The sequence below is a fragment of the Mycobacterium branderi genome (genome assembly GCF_010728725.1).
Classification (GTDB): domain Bacteria; phylum Actinomycetota; class Actinomycetes; order Mycobacteriales; family Mycobacteriaceae; genus Mycobacterium; species Mycobacterium branderi.
Genome location: NZ_AP022607.1, coordinates 846,210 through 864,257, shown reverse-complemented (window position 1 = coordinate 864,257; position 18,048 = coordinate 846,210). Strand labels below are relative to the sequence as shown.

Sequence of the window (18,048 nt, the reverse complement as noted above, 5' to 3'; positions counted from 1 at the left end):
TGAAATCAACTGCGGGAGAACGGGTCGCCTCAATCGGTACCGGAGCCAGCGCCATCCAGTACGTGCCCGCAATCGCCGCCGACACAAAGCACCTGACGGTATTTCAGCGCACACCGACCTGGGTCAGCCCGCGCCTGGACGCGCCGTTCACTGCTGAACAGCAGGAGTTTTTCGAGCGCAACCCCGAGCAGGCGCGCAAGCTGCGCGACGCGGCTTTTCAGCAGTACGAGCAGATGGACTTCGACACCGACTCCGAGCAGACCAAGCAGCTCACCGCGGAGGCCCACGAATTCCTGGCCGCGAACGTGCGCGATCCCGAACTACGGGCCAAGCTGCTACCGAACTATCCGCTGGGCTGCAAACGCCCGCTGCTCTCCGATGATTGGCTTCCCACGTTTGCGCTGCCGAACGTCACGCTGGAGACCTCGCCGATCGTGGCGTTCACCGAGCACGGTTTGCGCACCGCCGAGGGCACCGAACACCGCGTCGACACCGTCGTCTACGGGACTGGATTCAAAGCCGCCGACTATCTGAGCAGCCTTGACGTCTACGGCAGGGACGCCCGTCGTCTTCGTGACGAGTGGCGTGACGGTGCCGAGGCGTATCTGGGAACCGTGGTGCCCGGCTATCCGAATCTGTTCACCCTGTATGGACCCAACACCAACGGGGTCACCTCGATCATCTATATCCTCGAGGCCCAAGCCGAATTCGCTCGCCGCGTCCTTGATGAGATGGTTTACCGGAACATCCGCACGGTCGAAGTCAAACGCAGCGTGCACGACGCTTACAACCGCGAGATCCAAGATGCGCTGGCGGGTAAAGTGTGGGCGGCCAACTGCAACAACTACTTCCGGCACCCCAACGGTAAGATAATCACCCAATTCCCTTACAGCGGTTCCGCGTTCGCAAAGCGACTGCAGCAGGTAACGCTGGATGTGTTTGACTGCGCCCCGCCGGGCGAGGACGACCGGCAGCTGGAGAAGGCAGGCAGCAGCGCATGACGGCGGTCGTCACCGGCGGTGGATCCGGAATCGGCAAGGCGGTAGCGGAAAGGCTGCGTAAAGCGGGCCAGGATGTGGTGGCCTGGGATATCGCGGGCGGCGATATCGACTGCGACATCAGCGATTGCGACGCGGTCGGGGCGGCTATCCGGCAGACCGTCGCCGAGCGGGGAACGCCGGACCGGCTGGTGGCGTGCGCCGGCGTCGGCGCGTTGGGGACTCTGCTCGAGCAAGGACCCGCCGACTGGCGCAGGGTCCTCGACACCAACCTGACCGGTACGTGGCTGACCATGCGGGCCGGTACGCCATGATCGACGCCGGCGCGCCAGGATCCATTGTCGCGGTGTCGAGTATCAGCGGGACCATCGCCGATCGGGACATGGACGCTTATTGCGTGTCCAAAGCCGCGCGTTGACATGTTGGTGCGGGTGGCTGCCGCCGAGTGGGGGGTCCATGGTATCCGCGTCAACGCGGTGGGCCCCGGGGTCACCCGCACACCCATGCTGGCCGAGGCCGAACAGTTGCCGGGCTGGGTTCAGGCGCTGACCGAGCGGACTGCCCTGGGTCGCCTCGGTCGGGCCGATGACGTCGCCGAGGCGATTGTTGCAGTACTCGAGATGTCCTGAGTCACCGGGCAAATCGTGTTCGCCGACGGTGGGCTGGCGTTGCACAGTCCCATCGACAGCTATGGGCAGCAACAGCGCGTACTGAGGGGCACGACCGGCTGAGCGGTCATGGCCGTGGCGTTCCCGGGCCGCGCCGGCGTGAAGGTGACCGGCAGCTTGCCCAAGCCCGTCATGGTCGGGTTGCCCAGGTATTGGTAGACGCCGTCGGTATCAACCCGGTAGTCGGGAATGCGCTCAAGAACCGCCCTCACCATCACCTCGAACATGACCCGCGCCAGATGAGATCCGATGCACCGATGCGGCCCCAGCCCAAAGGCGACATGGCGATTCGGTGCCCGGTCCAGGACCACGTCGCCGGCTCGGGCGAACTCTTGCTCGTCATGGTTGGCGGCCAACCAGCTGATGATGAGGCGGTCGTTGCGTCGAAGGTGTTGTCCACCGAGGACGACATCGCGTGTCACCGTCCGGCTGAGCTGCTGATTGACCGAGAAGTAGCGCAGAAACTCATCGGTGGCGGTGCGGTAAAGCTCCGGGCGATCGATGAGTTGCCGGCGCAGATCGGGATGCGTGCCCAGGTGAAGCAGACTCAGCGCCGTCTGTGACGTCGTGGTGTCGACGCCGCCGGCGACCAGGTTCCACAAGATATCGAGCAGCTGTGTGTCATCCAGCCGCCTGCCGTCGTACTCGAATTGGACGAGGAAGCTCGTCAAGTCGTCGCGAGGGGCGGCTCGCCGGGTCGCCGCAAACTTCAGCAGACCCTCCATCATCGCGGGTACCTCGGCGACCGCGCCGGCGTACTCGGCACTGTCCTGCGGAAGAGCCATCACCGAGTGGAACAGGTTGGCATACAGCTGCCAGTTGTCGTAGGGCAGGCCCATCAACCGCATGGTCAGGATGGCCGGAACGGGGCTGGCGTAGTCCAGCACGAGGTCCATGCGACCGTCTGCGATCCGTTGATCGAGAAACCAGTGCACCGACTGTTCCATAAACGGCCGTATTTTCTGGACAGCTCCCGGCGAGAAGAATGGGGCGAGCGCGCGCCTTAACGCCCGGTGGTACGGCCCGTCGACTTCACCGATTCCCAGGGCCGGCTGGCCTTCGGGGCGCGGGACACCCATCTCGCCTTGGTAATCGACCCCGTCGGCGGAGTTCGGCTCGTTTGTGCGCGAAGGTTTCACCGTCCCGGGCGATTTGTGCCACCGCGTCATAGCTTGTGACGAACCAGAATCCGCCGTAGTTCTCGTTCCATGCCACCGGGCAGCGCCGTCGAAGGCCGGCGTTGACTTGCAGCTCGTTTTGATTGAAGTCCGGTGAGTGATGGTCGAAATCGACAACCGCGTCGGCACTGACATCACGGCGTGCGGCCATCAAAACCTCCAACACACGCAAACCAGCAAATTCGCTTTGCGCCGGCGGCGGCATCTCTAGACTCGGCATTAAATGGCAATCTTAGCAATGTTAGTGCTCTGAGGGTATGGAGGCTGTGATCGTGAGCGCTGATGCCCTGCGGCACTGAAGGTATGGCCATTGACGAGCCACTGTTACCGGTCGGTATCGGATGCGCAGTTGCAGGCGCGCTGCGCACCGTTAGCCACAGGCGGGCCGGTGACGCTGGCTATTCGTTGAGCCGATGATCACACTGAACCACGCTCGGGAGGCGCAGGCCATGAGCAATTTCGATTTTGTCGACTTCTTCACCGACTCCGCCGTCATTCCGGATCCCTACCCCTACTTCGACTACCTGCGCGGCAAGAACCCGGTGCTTCGGCTGCCGCACCACAACGTCGTCGCGGTCACCGGCCATGAGGAGGCCGCCGCGGTCTACAAAGACACCGATACCTTTTCGAGTTGCGTCGCAGTTGGGGGACCGTTTCCACCTTTGCCGTTCGAGGCCGAAGGCGATGACATCAGTGCGCAGATCGAGGCGCACCGCGATCAGTTTCCGATGTCCGAGCACATGCTCACGATGGACCCGCCGGTACACACGCGTGCACGGTCACTGCTGAGCCGGCTGCTGACGCCGAGCCGGCTGAAGGAGAACGAGGAGTTCATGTGGCGCCTCGCCGACCGCCAGCTTGAGGAGTTCCTCGGCAGCAGCGAACGCGAGTTCATCAGCCAATACTCCAAGCCCTTCTCCACCTTGGTTATCGCCGATCTACTCGGCGTGCCCGAGGAAGACCACCAGGAGTTCCGCATCTTGTTGGGCGACGACCCGCCGGTGGGGACACTCGACCACGAGTCGGTCGGTGCACCGCTGGACAGGCTCGACGAGAAGTTCTGCTCCTATATCGAGGACCGCCGACGCGAACCCCGCGACGACGTGCTGACTGCGCTGGCCACCGCGAAGTATCCTGACGAATCCATTCCTAAGGTCATCGAGGTGGTTCGCTCGGCCACCTTCCTGTTCGCCGCCGGCCGCGAGACCACCGCCAAGCTGCTCGGCGCCGCCGTACAGATCCTGGGTGACCGGCCCGACATCCAGCAAAAGCTGCGAGGTGACCGGAGCCTGATCCCGTCGTTCATCGAGGAAGCACTGCGCATGGAAAGCTCGGTCAAGGCCACCTACCGGCTGGCCCGCAAACCCGTGACCGTGGGTGGTGTTGATATTCCCGCCGGCACAATCGTGACGGTGCTGGTGGGTGGCGCCAACCGTGATCCGCGCCGGTTCGACGATCCGCACGAGTTTCGGCTCGACCGCAGGAATGTTCGCGAGCACATGGCGTTTGTCCGCGGGTGCATTCCTGCCCGGCGCGCCGCTGGCCCGAGTGGAGGGTCGCGTGTCAATTGAACGCATCCTCGACCGGATACCCGACATCAAGATCAACGAAGACAAACACGGACCTGCCGGGCACCGTCGCTACACCTACGAGCCGACGTACATGCTGCGCGGGCTCACCGAGCTGTACCTTAGCTTCACTGCAGCGTGAGCGGGGTTGTAGGGGATCTTGACGAGACGGTGCGGGTATCGGTGAAGTTGTTGGGCGAGAGCACTTTCCGTTGCCGATCAGGGTCGTCCCGATCTGTCGACGAACAGACCCGCGAATGCTTCGGCGGAATGGTCGAGCGCAGTATCATCGGGGAGCATCTGATCGTGAGCCTAGATGCAGTGCGGCTCAGCAGGAGTGACCTGTGACGAGCCACCGAACTGTCTTCAACCATGTCGGATTGTGTGTTGCCGATCGGGAGCGCTCGCGCCGCTTTTACGAAGGGCTCTTCGGTTTTGTGTTCTGGTGGGAGCTCGAACCGCCCGATGACGGCACCGACCGTCTTCTGCAGCTGAACGAACCGATCGGACTGCGTGCGACCTACCTGGTACGAGACGGCTTGGTGCTGGAGCTTTCGACTACGCCCGGCGCGAAGTCCACGCCGGGCCGAAACGTGCCATGGACCAGATCGGGTTGACGCATCTGTCGTTGTCGGTGTCCGATCTGCGCGACGTGTTGGAGATGGTCGACAGTTTCGGGGGATCGGTGATCGAAGAAACGGTCTCTGAGCAATCAGCAATGATCCGCGATCCGGATGGACAGCTGATTGAACTGCTTTCGGACTCCTGGCTTGCGGTCCTGCCGCCGCGGCCTCGCTCGCACTAACTACTCCGCTTGAAACTGGACTGGCGGATTTTGTGCGCCGACATGGGCATCCACGGTGATGGCGCCGGTAGTGCCGTCGATCGTAATGGTGGCACCGTCGGAGATTCGGCTCATCGCGGTCGGGACCTGGACGGCGGGCAGTCCATACTCGCGCGCAAGGCAGGAACCGTGTGCGAGCCTTCCGCCGGTCTCGAGAACGAGTCCCGATATGACGCCGAACACTGGTGTCCATCCCGGATCGGTGCTGTTGCAGACCAGGATGTCTCCGTCGGTTAGAGTGCCAATCTCTCGGAGGCTCTTAATGATTCGGGCCGTCCCTACGGCGCGCCCGGCGGATAATCCGGCTCCGCTCAAATCGGCATCAGCGTCGGGCGTTTCGTCGAATTGAACGCCTTGACCGTTACGCAAGAACAGCGGTGCAACGACCTCTTTATCGTCTTCGCGTTTCCAATCGCGGAAGCGGCCCTTTATCTTCAGCCGGTCCAGGACCGGGTTGCCGCGGCCGTAGCACAGGTCGAAGGCTTCTTGGTGACCGAGGAAGAACACGTCCATTGGATAGTCGATGAGGCCACGCTCGGCGAGGCGCCATCCCAGTTCAACGTAGCCTCTTTTCATTGCGAGTAGGCCGCGGTCGACGAAGTAGCGCTCATCGTCTCGTATCACAGTCCACCTGTGCACGTAGTCGAGTGCGAGTTTTAAGGCTTCGGCCTTCAACGTGCCGAGGGGTCCTTGTTTGAGGTTGGCGATGACTTCCTTGGTGGCGGCCTCGCGTTTTGCATTGACGCGTTGTTCGAGGACAGACGGGCGCACTGGATCGCTCACGTTGAGCAATGCCCGGAACGCTTCGTAGTCGATCGAAGGGTCCTCACATCGCCGGGGAAAGTACATGTCACGGTCCGTCATGCCCCGGTGGCCATGCCGGCTGACGAAATCTTCGTAGCGGCAGAGGAATTCCCGGCCTGCCGGGAAGTTGCGTAGGCGCTCGAAGAACTCGTCGCCACTGTGGTTGCGGAAGCAATGCAGAAGCGCTTCGGATTCGCGAATCGTCTGCGCGAGTTCCCATACCTCCGCGTTCTCGATCTGGGTCGCTGAGCGCGTCGTAGATCCGGAGATCAGGTCTCCGAACGCGTTTGGATTGTTGCCGGTGTACCAGTGGGCGAGAATCAAGCCCACGACGGCGAGGGCATCGCGTGCGTAGATGACGTAGCCGTGCCAGACCCTTTCCGAAAGCGTCGCTTCTGCGGCGGCGTATTTCTGCAGATACGTCTCGAGTTGGCGGTCGGTCATTCGAGCGAGCCGCTCTGGCGTGGTTCCGTTGTACCACTGCTCTCGCTGGTCCATCCATTGCCGAAAGACGTTTAGCCAACGATAGAAACCGTCGTCGGGATTCAGCATTCGGATCCGCATATACATGCGGACATAGTCGAGGTAGTTGAACTTCGCGGACATGACGTCGGCGTGCCACGATGGCGGCAGCCAGTTCTGAAGCATATTCGCGCGGATGGGCGGCGGTGCCGTTGCCTCCAGAAGCCTTCTGTGCAACTCGCAGTTGGAATAGACCTTAGCCCTGTGGAACTTCCAGTACCTCAGCCGGTCGAGCTCAGCGCATCCCCAGCCCTTAACGGCATATAGCTGCGCTTGGTGTTGGCCGGGTGCGCGCATGGAATACATCATTGGGCTGCATGGGCCCGTCCATCCCTCGTCAGCTGTCGCGCGTGTCCAGATCGTGTCATCTGGCTCGGGTACTCGCTGCCAGTCGTCCAGATCTACATCCCAGCTGAACTCGACGCCCGTGATCGGACGGGACTGCAACAGGAAGAAGGTATCTGCGTGTAACGCCCATTCAATATCTTGAGGCACATCGTGGTAGATCTCTTGTACATGCCGACCGAGCTCGGCTAGCTTCACCACCCGATCATCCGACAAACTAAAGGCATTGCGGTCGGCCGCCGGAAGCTCTTCGGTGATGGTTCCGCTGCCCGTGTCCCGGTTGGGGATAGCGCGGGTCGCCTTGTCACCGAGCGTCTTTGCGCGGATCCGTAAGTCGCCATGCTTCACCACGAATTCGTCGGGTGTGACGGTGCCCGAAACCACCGAGTCTCCCAGCCCCCAGCTCGCGTTAATCAGGATCTCGTCAGTCGCGGCGTTGACGGGATTGGCGGTAAACATGACCCCGGACACATCCGAGTCGACCATTGTTTGCACCACCACGGCGATACGCGCCCGGCACTGATCGAACCCATTCTGGTGACGGTATGCCGTTGCCCGCGCTGTCCACAGCGACGCCCAGCACCGCCTAATCTGTTCAAGCAGCTCGGTCGCTCCCTTGACGTTGAGATACGTGTCGTGCAACCCCGCAAATGATGCATCGGCCATATCCTCTGCTGTTCCTGACGACCGCACCGCGACCAGTACTTCCTCACCGAGTGCGCTGTAGGCCTTCTCGATGTCAGCCGCGACCTCAGCCGGCACCTTCGCCGAGCGGACCAGTTCGCGGATGGTGGCCGTCGCATCCTCAACCAGCCCCGCATCGCCAAAGTCGATCGTGTCCAGCGCATCCCGGATCAGTTCGTCCATGGCGTTGGCTTCTAGGAATGTCGCGTATGCCTGCGCCGACACACAAAACCCTGGTGGTACGGGTAGCCCGTACGCCGCCATCACTCCGAGATTAAGGGCCTTGCCGCCAACCAGGTTCCTGCACACGGACTCGTCAAGATCAGCAAGGTCTTCAAACCCAAAGATCGTCGGGCCATTCATCGAGACCTCCTCCCGAGTGGCTTACAAGCTGCCCCTGCAACGGCTTTCTCACCGGTATCCGGCGAAGAAGGCCCGGACGTCCTCGACGAAAAGCTGGGGTTGCTCGAATGCCGCGAAGTGTCCGCCGCGCGGCATGTCGGACCAGTGTGTGATGTTGTAGTTCGCTTCGCACCACGCTCGCGGTGAGCGGATGATCTCTTTCGGAAAGGCCGCCACACCGGTGGGCAGGTCGACGCTGCCGGCGGCCTGGAAGCTCTTGAAACTTTCCCAGTACATTCGCGCTGAGGACGCCGCCGAGGCGGTGAGCCAATACACCATCACGTTGTCGAGCAGTTCGTCGCGGCTGACCACGTTTTCCGGGTGGCCGTCGCAGTCCATCCACGACCAGAACTTCTCGATGATCCACGCCATCTGGCCCGCTGGCGAATCCACCAAGCCGTAACCGAGTCTGCGGTCGGGTCGACTGCTGCTTGGCGTAGCCGGAGTCCCACGTTTCGTAATATTCGAGGCGGGCCAGCGCCTCCCGCTCATCGTCGCTCGGATTGTCCAGGGCGCCGGCGGGTGGCGCGCCGAAGGGCATGTTGGTATGAATGGCGATGCAGTGGCCACGGTTTCGGCCCAGCTGTGTAGTGACCGCCGCCCCCCAGTCGCCGCCCTGTGCGCCGTAGTGGTCGTAGCCCAGCCGGACCATCAGTGTTTCCCACGCCTGTGCGACTTTGCCGATACCCCAGCCGGTCGCGACCGGTTTCCCGGAGAAGCCATACCCGGGAAGGGAGGGGCAGACGACGTGAAACGCGTCTTCGGCTTGCCCTCCGTGTGCCGTCGGGTTGGACAACGGCTCGATGACTTTGTGGAATTCCACGAATGATCCGGGCCAGCCGTGCGTGATCACCAGCGGCAACGCTTCGGGGTGCGGGGAACGTTGGTGCACAAAGTGGATCTCGAGCCCGTCGATGTCGGTGGTGAATTGGTCGTAGCGATTCAGTGCCGCCTCCCGCACCCGCCAGTCGTAGCCGTCTGCCCAATAGGCGGCGAGCTCCCGGGCGTAGTGCAGCGGCAGACCCTGGCTCCAGTCATCGACGCATTCGCGCTCTGGCCAGCGGGTTCGCGACAGGCGTGCGTGCAGATCGGTAAGGACGTCGTCGCCAACCGTGATGCGAAACGGCCTGGGGTCTGTCATGGCGCTGCCATGGCCTGAATGCCCAGCATCCGTGTCCCGGGCGGGCCGTGTAAGAGTCCGGCATTGACACCGTCGGTAGGTAACACCTACACATTATGTATGTGCCACTTACTTCGAATCAAGCACGCGGGCCGGCGCGGCGGCGGCGGCCGCGCGCAGTAAGCGGCCGGCGCCGGCGATATGCGTGATGCGGCGGAGAAAAGGCGGGCGACATGTCGACGATCAGCAGCGGTGACCGCGACTGGAACATGGTGCTGGATGGCTTCCGGTCGTTTCTGGCCGAGCGCTGGCACGGCGCCAGCGCGATCTGCGTGAACATGGCAGAAGCCGTTCGTACAAACGGCTTTTCGAGTGAAGCGCGCTGCTGGATGTGTCGTGGCGCGAGCAGGGGGTGCCACGCTCACGTGGAATGGTACTGCGGGTCCCGCCGGCGGGCGAAGGGGTGTTCCCCGACTACGACCTGGTCCGGCAGGCCCGCGCCATGACGCTCGCGCGCTGCCACGGGGTGGCGGTGCCTGAGGTCATCGCCGTGGAAACCGATGAGTCCTATCTCGGTTCCGCGTTCCTCGCGATGGATCTGGTGCCGGGAAGAATTCCCGCCGACGAAGCACCCCAGTACTGCGTCGCCGGGTGGTTGTTCGAGGCCGCACCGGATCGGCAACGCGAGCTGTACAACAACTTTCACGACACGTTGGCCGATATCAACCGCATCGGCGCCACTACCGGCGCCGACCTGTCGTTTCTGCATCGCCCGCAGGGTGAGGGACCGGCAGGTGAGTTGGCGTGGTGGTCGAGCTACCTGGATTGGGCCACTGACGGTTTGCCGCCAACCGAAATGGTTGAGGCGCTAGCATGGCTGCACCGCAACCGCCCGGACCCAGAGCCACCCGCAACGCTGGTGTGGGGCGACGCCCGCTTCGGAAACGTGATCTTTGACGATGCCTTCCGGGTGCGCGCAGTGCTGGACTGGGAAATGGCAACGGCCGGCCCGGCGGAGGTCGACCTCGGATGGTCATTCGCGGTCCGGCGCTCGATCCAGCGCGGCAATGGGCTACCACTTGACCGTGAACTACCCGGCTTTCCCGATCGCGCGGCGACCATCCATCGGTACGCACGGCGCCTCGGCCGGCCGATCCAGGCACTTGGATGGTACGAGGTGTTCGCCATGGTCCGGATGGGCGCCGTCCTCAAGGCGCTGGCCGGACTGCTGCACCAGCGCGGCATCACCGACCACATCGTCCACACGATTCCACCGCTGCAGGATTGGATCTACGACCTGATGGAGGCCGCCCCATGATGTTCGCCGGACCTCTGGTGCCCGCAGACGATCACCTCAACCATCAGATCGCCGACACCTTTGCCACCGTGTCGCAGACCGATCGGGCATGGACCGAGAAGGTTGCCGCCTCGGCGTACTCGAACGACGGCCGACTGCAAATGGACTTCGGCGTCGGCAAATACACCAACCGTGGGGTGATCGACGCGTTCGGTGGGGTCAGTCGCGGAACCGATCAGTGGACTGTACGGGCGAGCAGGTCGTTGACGCCGGACGTGGACTCGGTGTCGGTGGGCCCGTTGCACTACGAAATCGTGGAGCCGATGACGCGGGTGCGTTTCGCGCTCGACCCGAACGACGTCGTACCGATCAGCTTCGAATGGAACTTCACCGCTGTCGTTCCCGCCGTGCTGGAAAACCGCGAGCAGCACCGCTCGCTGGGCGGTACGCGCATCGATGCCGATCTGGTGCGATACCACCAGATCGGAGTGGCCAGCGGATGGGTCGAGGTCGACGGTGAGCGAACCGAATTCGATGACTCGACTTGGATTTCCACCCGCGACCATTCCTGGGGGGTTCGCTACTACGTCGGCAATCCGGTGACTGACATCCCACCGGCGCCCGAGCTCGGCGCATCGTCGCACCACATGATCTGGATGCCGGTCCTGATGCAACGTGAGGACGGCTCCCGGTGCGGCTTTCATCTGTACTACACGGCGAGCACCTCCGAACTGGTGGGATCGTCGTTACAGGTTCAGGGCGGCTTCGAGTATCCCGATGGCCGAAGGGATGTGGTCGTCTCGGCGGTACCCGAGCTGAAGTACCGTCCCGACAATCGCCGCTTGCTCGGCGGCACCATCGCCGTGACGCTGGCGAGTGGTGAGGACCATCTCCTCACCGTTACCCCGATGTCTGACACGGGTTTTCATCTGGGAACCGGTCTGTACTTCGGCTTTGACGGTGACATCCATGGTGTCTGGCACGGTCCCCTGCACGTCACGGGCGAATACATCGCAGATTGCGACGCGCCGCAAACTGCGCGCCGGCTGCACCAGCTGCGCGATGCCGTGGTGGAAGTCCACGACCAGGGCGACGGCACGCGCGGCTGGGGCAACATTCAGACGATGGTGATCGGTGCACACCCCGGCCTGGGCCTGGACGCCGATACCTCGTTCGTCTGACCGGCGCGTTGATCCGTGGTTAGGTGATCGGGAACGACTGCCCGGCAGGCGCATCCGTGTCGAGGTAGAGGATCGAGTACCGGCGCGCAGCGAATACCCAGCGGTCACCGTCACGGCGCAGCTCGTCGTCATAGAGCGCGTACAGGTTCATGGCCGCGAGTCCGGGGGGGGAGCGCCCTCGGCGGCGCGGCCGAGCTCGTGCACGGTCGCTCTGCTGTGGGCGATCTCGTCGTGCACCGAGACGACGATGTTGCTGACGGTGAACAGGAAAAAAGTCGAGCCTCGATATCTGCGAGGACAATTCAGCGACGATTGCGTCGCGGCCCTCGATGCGTTGATCAACGGGTGGTCCGATCGTCCACACTGCGTCCGGTGCGTACATCGCAGCGTATGTCGCGACATCACGCCGGGTGACCGCGTCGGCGTAGCCCTCGATGACGCGCCGTACTGCCGCCTCACGACGAAGCATCTCCAGTTCGTGGGTCCCGATGTCGGTGGTCATCCGTTGCCTTCCTCGGCCTGGGCCGCTGTTGCTTACTTGCTGAATTCGATCGGAAGGTGTTCGTAGACATACATGTTGAGTCCCAGATTCGGATAGGTGGCCGTCGGTTCGCCGATCGTCATCCGTGCCGGGCGGGTCAGTAGTTCATCGAAGGCTGCGCGTATCTCGGCGCGGGCCAACATCGCACCCAAACAGTAGTGAGGGCCGCCGCCGCCGAAGGTGACATGCGGATTGTCGGCGCGTGAGATGTCGAAGGTGAACGGGTCCGGAAATACGTCCTCGTCGCGGTTCGCCGACGCGATCATCGACACCACGCGTGATCCGGCCGGTATCGTCTGACCGTCCATCTCCAGATCCGTTTCGCGCCGCGCACCCAGAACGCGATCGGCGATGTCCACCGCAATACTTCTTCGACAGCAGATGTGCGGACGGACTCATCAGATCGGTAGCGCTCCAGCTGATCCGGATTGTCGATGAAGGCCTGAAGGCCCGCCGTGAGGGCGTTTTTCGAGGTGTCGGCGCCGGCGAGGCTCAAGACGAAAAAGAACACTTCCAGCTCGTTCTGCTCGAGCGCATAACGATTGCCGTCGTCGTCGGTAGCGATCGCGGCGCACAACGTGCTCCAGATGTCGTCGGTGGGGTTGCGCCGTTTCTCGGCGGTCAGCGCGGACGCATACTCGAAGATCTGCATGTAGATGCCGGGCTCGTCTTCGGGCTTGATGCGCGAGGTCGGCGACTTGCTCATGATGATGTCGTCGATCAGTGTGAATATGCGGGGCCGGTCGGCTTCGGGGATGCCGACGATGTCGCCGATGACGGTCATCGGCAGGTGCCCGGCGACCTGGGTGACCCAATCACCGCCGCCCGATGCGTACAGTTCGTCGACCATCTTCTTGGCGCGTTCGCGAATACCCGCTTCGAGTTTGGAGATCGCGCGGGGAGTGAACGCGCCGCTGAGAATCTTGCGCCGCTTGTTCACATCGGGCGGATCCATGTTGATGATGCTGGGATAGGACGAAAAGGTGTCAAGCGCCTGAATGAGCGGGCCGTCGGTCGCGGTGAAACTGTCTGTGTCACGGTGGATCCGCACGACATGCCGGTGCTTGGTGCACACCCAGAAGTCGCGCTGCACCAGCTCGGCGTATTCGTGATGGATGATCGGTGATTCCTGGCGCAACCGGGTGAACACCTCGTGCGGGAATCCGGATTGCCAAATCGCCGGATCGGACAGGTCGATTGCGGCCGTTGTCATCTGGTCACCTCCTGGTCGAAGACAACCACGCCGCGGATATTGCGATCCTCGCGCAGGTCGTCGTATCCGTCGTTGATCTGGTCCAGCGAGTATGTGTTGGTGATCATCTCATCGAGCTTGAGTATTCCAGAGCTGTAGAGCTCCAACAGCTTTGGCACATCGGCGCGCGGATTCATCGAGCCCAGGATGGTGCCGCACAGTGTCTTGTTCATCAATGTGAAGTCCTGCATGTTGATATTGATCGACGTCATCGTTTGGGGCGACATTCCCGTGACAACGCAGGTGCCGCCTTTGCGTGTCATCGCCAGCCCCGCCGCGGGAAGGTCGCTGTGCACCAGTGACGGGGACAAAACGACGGCGTCTGCCATCACGCCGCGAGTGATGTCGCGGACGAGATCGATGGCCTCCTCGGTCGATGCCGCGGTGTGGGTCGCGCCGAAGCGGGTCGCCGACGTGCGCTTGAACTCGCTCGGGTCGACCGCGACGATGCGGGCTGCCCCGCTGATGTGTGCGGCCTGAACTGCGCTGGTGCCGATACCGCCGCAGCCGACCACGACAACGGTGTCGCCGCTGCGGACATTCGCCCGGTTGGTCACCGAGCCGAAGCCGGTCGGCACGGCGCAGGCCACCAGCGCGGCCGGCGTGAGGGAATGTCGGGGTCGATCTTGACCAGTGAGGTCTCGGCCACGACGGTGTGCTCGGCGAATGCGCCGACCTTCGACAGGTGGCCCAAGCCCTGACCCGACAGCGTGTGGTGGCGAAACGTCCCGTCCGTCGGCATACCGGGCACCATGGTCAACGATCCCGCGTCGCACAGGTACTGCGTGCCCGATGCACACCATCGGCAATGCCCACAGCTGGCGACGAATGACATCACGACGTGGTCGCCGGGCTGGAACTCGCTGACCCCGTCACCGACTTCCAGCACGACCGCGGAACCCTCGTGACCACCGATCAACGGGAACATCTCGGGCATGCCCATGGACTTCATCACGTCGTTGGGTGCGGAGAGGTCTCCGGTGACGATGTGTTCATCGGAGTGGCACATGCCGGCCGCCACGTTCTTGAGTAATACTTCGCCGGCCCTGGGCGGGTCGAGTTCAAACTCCTCCACCGACCACGGCTTGCCCACTCCGTGCAATACGGCCCCTCGTGTTCGCATCCCGGCTCCCGTTCTGGCCCTGCGCCCCGCCTCGACCCATACCCGTCGATGCTTCGGACGTGCGCGCCGTATGTGCTACTTACTTAGTCTGTAGGTGCCACTGACATCAGTCAAGGGATGGCGCGGCCGCTGCACAGTCTGCGCCCACCGGTTGCGCGTCCGGCGCCAAAAGCGTTCCCATTGTTTCTTGGCCGGCTGTTGAGCACCCCGAACAGCAGGTGGGTGAATTGCCGGAAGACCGTCGGCTACAGCGCGATCCAGACATTCTTGGGTCTGGTGAACTCGCGGATCCCTTCGCGGCCGCCGGTGCGTCCGTAACCGCTGGCTTTGACACCACCGAAGGGCACTGACGGCGGAATCCCGAAGAAGCCGTTGACCCATACGTTTCCCGCGGCGAGCTCAGCTACGACCCGATGCGTGTGTTGGAGATCCTTGCCCCACACGTAGGCCGCCAGCCCATAGGGGGTGTCGTTGGCCAACCGCACGGCCTCGGCGGCATCACTGAACCGAAGTAGCGCCAACACCGGCCCGAACACCTCGTTCTGGGCGATGTAGGAGTCGTTGTCGACGTCGGCCAACACGGTCGGAGGTATGTAGTAACCGGCGGCGAATTCGCCGGACATCCGTTCGCCCCCCATAACGACGCGGCACTCGGTGCGGGCGCGTTCGATCATCGACATGATCCGGTCTGCGGCCGCTGCACTGACCACGGGCCCCATGTGGGTGTCGGCGTCGAAGGGATCGCCGACGGTCAGCTGCGAAAGGATGTCAACGGCCATATCGACCACCGCGTCATAAACGCTGTCTTCGGCAATGACGCGTGTTCCGCTCAGGCATGTCTGCCCGGCAAGTTGCACGATGCCCCCGACCGCCTGCTGCACGGCCGCCGGTAGGTCGGCGTCGGCGAAAATCAGATTGGCACTCTTGCCGCCGAGTTCCAGGCACACCGGCGTCAGGTTCTGCTGTGCGCCGGCCAGCACGCGACGAGCCGTCGCTCCACTGCCGGTGAAGTGCAGCTTGTCGATACCGGGATGGCTGGTGAGGGCTTCACCGGCGCTGGGCCCGCCCGGCACCACGCTGACGACTCCCGGTGGAATACCGGCCTCTAACAACAATTCTCCGAAACGCAAGCTGGTCCATGGTGCGAGTTCGGGAGGCTTTAACACGACACAATTTCCGGCGGCAAGAGCCGGCGCGACAACCATGCCGATGGAGGCAAGGGGTCCGTTCCACGGAATGATGACACCGATGACGCCGTACGGCTCTTCCACCGTGTAGTCGAATGCCGGTACGGGCCAGGTCGCTTCGACCGTTCCGCCGATCTTGTCCGCCCAGCCGGCGTTGTATTCGAACAAGTCTGCTGTCAAATGTGGGGAGTGGGCGGCCAGCGACACCGGTGTGGCGTTCTCGATGACCGTGGTCGTCGTGAGTTCGTCGGCGTTGGTCCGGATCAACTCGGCTACCGCTAACAGCAGCCGACGCCGGTTGTCGCGGGGAAGAGCCGCCCAGGCGGGCGCCGCAGCACGTGCTGCTCGTACGGCAGCGTCGATCTCGGCGTCGCCGGCCAATGGGACACGCCGGGTGGCTGTCCCCGTGGCCGCATACCGGTGCTCGTGCCATCCACCGCTGGAGGTGCTGATCCGTTCGTCGCCCACCAGCAGGTGCGGGTCCGGTAGGACCTCGAGGGGTGGCGCGGTCATAGGCATGTCATCGCTCCTGGGTCGATGAGCTCGAGGTGTGCATCCGGACTCCTAATCACCCCAACGTCTCTCGTCCGGGAGGTCGATTCCGTAGGTGATACTTACCCAGTATGTGGGTGGCACTGACACTAATCAAGGCATTTCGTCACCACCGGGGGCGTGACCGGTGCGGCGAATCCGCCCGACCTTTCGGTAATTATCACTAACAGCCCCTGTATGTGGCACTGACATTTGGCGGTGATTTCTATTGCGATCATTGGAAACAGAGGGCTAACATCCTGTTCAGCGGGGGCTCATGGAGGTTGCGATGGCATCGGACGGGCAAGTCATCCACGCAGATGCGATTCTGGCGGGGGGATCGTTGGCCGGGCTCGTCGCCGCGGCCGTGTTGTCGCGACAGGGCTACCGGGTCATCGTGCTGGAGGAGACCGGACACCTCGGCTCGCGGGTCGGGGGGACGCAAGTAGACGGCTATTGGATCGACTGGGGGCACCGCGACGGCCACGGCGTGGGTGACATCGCGTTTGCTCCCGTCTTCACCAGGCGCGCCGCGGAGGCGGTGGGCATCTCCGCGCCGCTTCGTCCCTTCGTTGGCTCGTGCCTTCGGGTGCATTGGCTGCCCGATCAGCGGGTTACCGAACTCCCGATGGAGTCGGTGGTGGGAACCAGCGCCGACCCGGTCCAGCAGGTCCGCAGCTTGTGCACCTGCTTCGGCGTCGCGCCGGACCGCCTGGAGCAGGTCACCAAATCCATCCTTGACGCGATGATGCAGTTGGTCGGCATCAGCGACGAAGAAGCACACGCTCTGATACCCGCGCGACTGGCCGACTGGTTGGTGCGAAACGTCAGTGAGCCTGAGGCCAGGCGTGTGATTCTGCAGCAAAATGAGCTTGTCCCACTGGGCCCGAACGAGTCGCTTGGCCGCTATATCACCCATCTCAAGACCTTCGCCGGGGAAGCCGGCGCGGTGGTGATCGACCACGAACGCGTCGGCGGTGTGCAGGGGATCGTCACCGCATTCGCCGACGTCGTGAAAGACAACGGCGGACAGATCCTGCTGAACATGAAGCCTCTGGAGGTAATGGTCGGCGACCACGAGGTGCAGGGCGTTATCGCTCTTGACGAGTCGAGCCTCGTTCACGAATTCCGCGCACCGATCGTCATCACCGACTACGAGGGCTGGCGGCTGCCCGAATTCGTCGATCCCGATTTGCTGCCGGCCGGATTCGTCGAAGCGGCCAGCGACTTGCGCCAATACAGCGTCGCGTTGCCTTCGTGGTGGGCGGGGCTTAGTCGGTTGCCCCGGCGCAGGTCCGACGGTGAGGTGGAAGACCACGCAAGTCCCTGGCAGCGGATCTTCCGTGGCCGTGCTGATGTGAAACACGCATACGGCGGTTGGTTTTTCACGTCCGCATTTTCGAGGAACTCGGCACCACCCGGTAAGCACTTGCTCACATTCTGGTTGGAAACCTTCAGTGAGTCCGGTAAGCCGGGCTGGCGCAGTTGGGCGGATGCCCGCGCAGACCTCGATGTCGCGATCGATTACCTGCACCAGTACTACGCCGACCTTGATGAGTGCGTGGAATGGTCGCGCTACCAATACAAGACACCGCCGTCGTGGCTGTCGTGGTACTTGAAGCCGGCATATCGGCATCCAGTCAAAGTGTCGACGATCGACGGCTTCTACGTCGCCAGCGCGACAGCAGAAACCAAGGGCAGCTTCTTAGACATCGAGTGTGCTGTCGGACTAGAGGCCGCTGAACTGGCTCAGCAAGAACGAGGTCACCTCGTCAGCGACGCGCACGGCCACTGACCGCGGCA

Annotated in this window: 7 protein-coding genes and 7 pseudogenes; 7 read left to right on the top strand and 7 right to left on the bottom strand. The window is 63.0% G+C overall.

The genetic code is table 11. The annotated features are described in order from the left end of the window. The coding region (locus tag G6N47_RS29105; RefSeq protein ID WP_163659993.1) for a flavin-containing monooxygenase at positions 1 to 1,001 on the top strand (1,001 nt) is incomplete at its 5' end. After that, positions 998 to 1,627, top strand: a pseudogene (locus G6N47_RS30015) (SDR family NAD(P)-dependent oxidoreductase). The gene G6N47_RS29105 and the pseudogene G6N47_RS30015, both read left to right, overlap by 4 nt. Positions 1,628 to 1,686: 59 nt before the next feature. On the opposite strand, the pseudogene G6N47_RS29095 reads toward G6N47_RS30015, so the two are convergent. Next, positions 1,687 to 2,995: pseudogene (locus G6N47_RS29095) on the bottom strand (cytochrome P450). A gap of 298 nt (positions 2,996 to 3,293) precedes the next feature. On the opposite strand from G6N47_RS29095, the pseudogene G6N47_RS29090 reads away from it, so the two are divergent. Both G6N47_RS29090 and G6N47_RS29085 read left to right on the top strand, forming a co-directional pair. Beyond that, positions 3,294 to 4,554, top strand: a pseudogene (locus tag G6N47_RS29090) (cytochrome P450). Positions 4,555 to 4,756: 202 nt separating this feature from the next. Continuing rightward, positions 4,757 to 5,217 (top strand): annotated as a pseudogene (locus tag G6N47_RS29085) (VOC family protein). On the opposite strand, the gene G6N47_RS29080 reads toward G6N47_RS29085, so the two are convergent. Continuing rightward, positions 5,218 to 7,974: a PEP/pyruvate-binding domain-containing protein gene (locus G6N47_RS29080; protein WP_083130725.1), complete on the bottom strand. Its 2,757-nt coding sequence runs from the start codon at positions 7,972 to 7,974 to the stop codon at positions 5,218 to 5,220. A gap of 48 nt (positions 7,975 to 8,022) precedes the next feature. Continuing rightward, positions 8,023 to 9,154, bottom strand: a pseudogene (locus G6N47_RS29075) (epoxide hydrolase family protein). Positions 9,155 to 9,563: 409 nt separating this feature from the next. On the opposite strand from G6N47_RS29075, the gene G6N47_RS29070 reads away from it, so the two are divergent. Next, a complete protein-coding gene (locus G6N47_RS29070) occupies positions 9,564 to 10,451 on the top strand; it encodes a phosphotransferase family protein (protein ID WP_232080471.1) in 888 nt (295 codons plus the stop codon). Next, positions 10,448 to 11,611 (top strand): hypothetical protein, encoded by a 1,164-nt coding sequence (locus tag G6N47_RS29065; protein WP_083130723.1) that lies wholly within the window; start codon positions 10,448 to 10,450, stop codon positions 11,609 to 11,611. The genes G6N47_RS29070 and G6N47_RS29065 overlap by 4 nt, the downstream gene beginning before the upstream one ends. 19 nt (positions 11,612 to 11,630) lie before the next feature. Here the strand turns inward: G6N47_RS29065 and G6N47_RS29060 are convergent, their stop codons facing one another. The 4 genes and pseudogenes from G6N47_RS29060 to G6N47_RS29045 all read right to left on the bottom strand — a co-directional run bounded on the left by G6N47_RS29060 (position 11,631) and on the right by G6N47_RS29045 (position 16,233). Then, positions 11,631 to 12,113 carry a nuclear transport factor 2 family protein gene (locus tag G6N47_RS29060; protein WP_232080470.1) on the bottom strand — a complete coding sequence of 161 codons (483 nt, stop codon included), beginning with the start codon at positions 12,111 to 12,113 and terminating at the stop codon, positions 11,631 to 11,633. A 32-nt stretch (positions 12,114 to 12,145) separates the two neighbouring features. Continuing rightward, positions 12,146 to 13,365: pseudogene (locus tag G6N47_RS29055) on the bottom strand (cytochrome P450). Then, a pseudogene (locus G6N47_RS29050) lies at positions 13,362 to 14,527 on the bottom strand (NDMA-dependent alcohol dehydrogenase). Before G6N47_RS29050 ends, G6N47_RS29055 begins: the two co-directional pseudogenes overlap by 4 nt. A gap of 245 nt (positions 14,528 to 14,772) precedes the next feature. After that, a complete protein-coding gene (locus tag G6N47_RS29045; protein ID WP_179966483.1) occupies positions 14,773 to 16,233 on the bottom strand; it encodes an aldehyde dehydrogenase family protein in 1,461 nt (486 codons plus the stop codon). A 301-nt stretch (positions 16,234 to 16,534) separates the two neighbouring features. Here G6N47_RS29045 and G6N47_RS29040 point away from each other — a divergent pair, with 301 nt between their 5' ends. Then, positions 16,535 to 18,040 (top strand): phytoene desaturase family protein, encoded by a 1,506-nt coding sequence (locus G6N47_RS29040; RefSeq protein ID WP_163659991.1) that lies wholly within the window; start codon positions 16,535 to 16,537, stop codon positions 18,038 to 18,040. Positions 18,041 to 18,048 lie beyond the last annotated feature (8 nt).

What these genes read in the sequence shown, in the direction of transcription:
- G6N47_RS29080 (WP_083130725.1), bottom strand. Translation starts at nt 7,974, where the DNA reads ATGAATGGCCCGACGATCTTTGGGTTTGAAGACCTTGCTGATCTTGAC.
- G6N47_RS29070 (WP_232080471.1), top strand. Translation starts at nt 9,564, where the DNA reads ATGGTACTGCGGGTCCCGCCGGCGGGCGAAGGGGTGTTCCCCGACTAC.
- G6N47_RS29040 (WP_163659991.1), top strand. Translation starts at nt 16,535, where the DNA reads ATGGCATCGGACGGGCAAGTCATCCACGCAGATGCGATTCTGGCGGGG.
- G6N47_RS29045 (WP_179966483.1), bottom strand. Translation starts at nt 16,233, where the DNA reads ATGCCTATGACCGCGCCACCCCTCGAGGTCCTACCGGACCCGCACCTG.
- G6N47_RS29065 (WP_083130723.1), top strand. Translation starts at nt 10,448, where the DNA reads ATGATGTTCGCCGGACCTCTGGTGCCCGCAGACGATCACCTCAACCAT.
- G6N47_RS29060 (WP_232080470.1), bottom strand. Translation starts at nt 12,113, where the DNA reads ATGACCACCGACATCGGGACCCACGAACTGGAGATGCTTCGTCGTGAG.